Source organism: Exiguobacterium sp. s83 (genome assembly GCF_018617095.1).
Classification (GTDB): Bacteria; Bacillota; Bacilli; order Exiguobacteriales; family Exiguobacteriaceae; genus Exiguobacterium; species Exiguobacterium profundum.
The window spans coordinates 1-1,315 of the sequence record NZ_JACSJP010000011.1; the positions used below are offsets into that span (position 1 = coordinate 1).

1 rRNA gene (cut by a window edge) is annotated in these 1,315 nt (G+C 55.4%); it reads right to left on the reverse strand.

The window, feature by feature from the left end:
- Positions 1–1,315, reverse strand: a 23S ribosomal RNA gene (locus KNO73_RS14790) (its annotated part continues 1,509 nt past the right edge of the window); the annotation flags it as partial.

Below are 1,315 nucleotides of genomic sequence, written 5' to 3' on the forward strand. Positions count from 1 at the left end.
CCACGCTTCCACCCATGACCTATCTACCTCATCGTCTCTGAGGGGTCTTTCTTGATTGCTCAAAGGGAAATCTCATCTCGGAGGGGGCTTCATGCTTAGATGCTTTCAGCACTTATCCCGTCCGCACGTAGCTACCCAGCGGTGCTCCTGGCGGAACAACTGGTACACCAGCGGTGCGTCCATCCCGGTCCTCTCGTACTAAGGACAGCTCTCCTCAAATTTCCTGCGCCCACGACGGATAGGGACCGAACTGTCTCACGACGTTCTGAACCCAGCTCGCGTACCGCTTTAATGGGCGAACAGCCCAACCCTTGGGACCTACTCCAGCCCCAGGATGCGATGAGCCGACATCGAGGTGCCAAACCTCCCCGTCGATGTGGACTCTTGGGGGAGATCAGCCTGTTATCCCCAGGGTAGCTTTTATCCGTTGAGCGATGGCCCTTCCATGCGGAACCACCGGATCACTAAGCCCGACTTTCGTCCCTGCTCGACTTGTAGGTCTCGCAGTCAAGCTCCCTTCTGCCTTTGCACTCTTCGAATGATTTCCAACCATTCTGAGGGAACCTTTGGGCGCCTCCGTTACTGTTTAGGAGGCGACCGCCCCAGTCAAACTACCCGCCTGACACGGTCCTCCAGCCGGATCACGGCTGCGAGTTAGAGACTCTATACGCAAAGGGTGGTATCCCAAGGGTGTCTCCACCGAAGCTGGCGCTCCGGCTTCACAAACTCCCACCTATCCTGTACATCGCGTACAAAGCCTCAATATCAGGCTGTAGTAAAGCTCCATGGGGTCTTTCCGTCCTGTCGCGGGTAACCTGCATCTTCACAGGTACTATGATTTCACCGGGTCTCTCGTTGAGACAGTGCCCAAATCGTTACGCCTTTCGTGCGGGTCGGAACTTACCCGACAAGGAATTTCGCTACCTTAGGACCGTTATAGTTACGGCCGCCGTTTACTGGGGCTTCGGTTCAGTGCTTCTCTTGCGATGACACATCCCCTTAACCTTCCAGCACCGGGCAGGCGTCAGCCCCTATACTTCATCTTGCGATTTAGCAGAGACCTGTGTTTTTGCTAAACAGTCGTTTGGGCCTATTCACTGCGGCTTATGTTGCCATAAGCGTCCCTTCTCCCGAAGTTACGGGACCATTTTGCCGAGTTCCTTAACGAGAGTTATCCCGCGCGTCTTAGAATTCTCATCTCGCCTACCTGTGTCGGTTTGCGGTACTGGCGCCGACCTCCTCACTAGAGGCTTTTCTTGGCAGCGTGAAATCCGGTGCTTCGCCCTACGGGCTCCACGTCACAGCTCAACCTTGT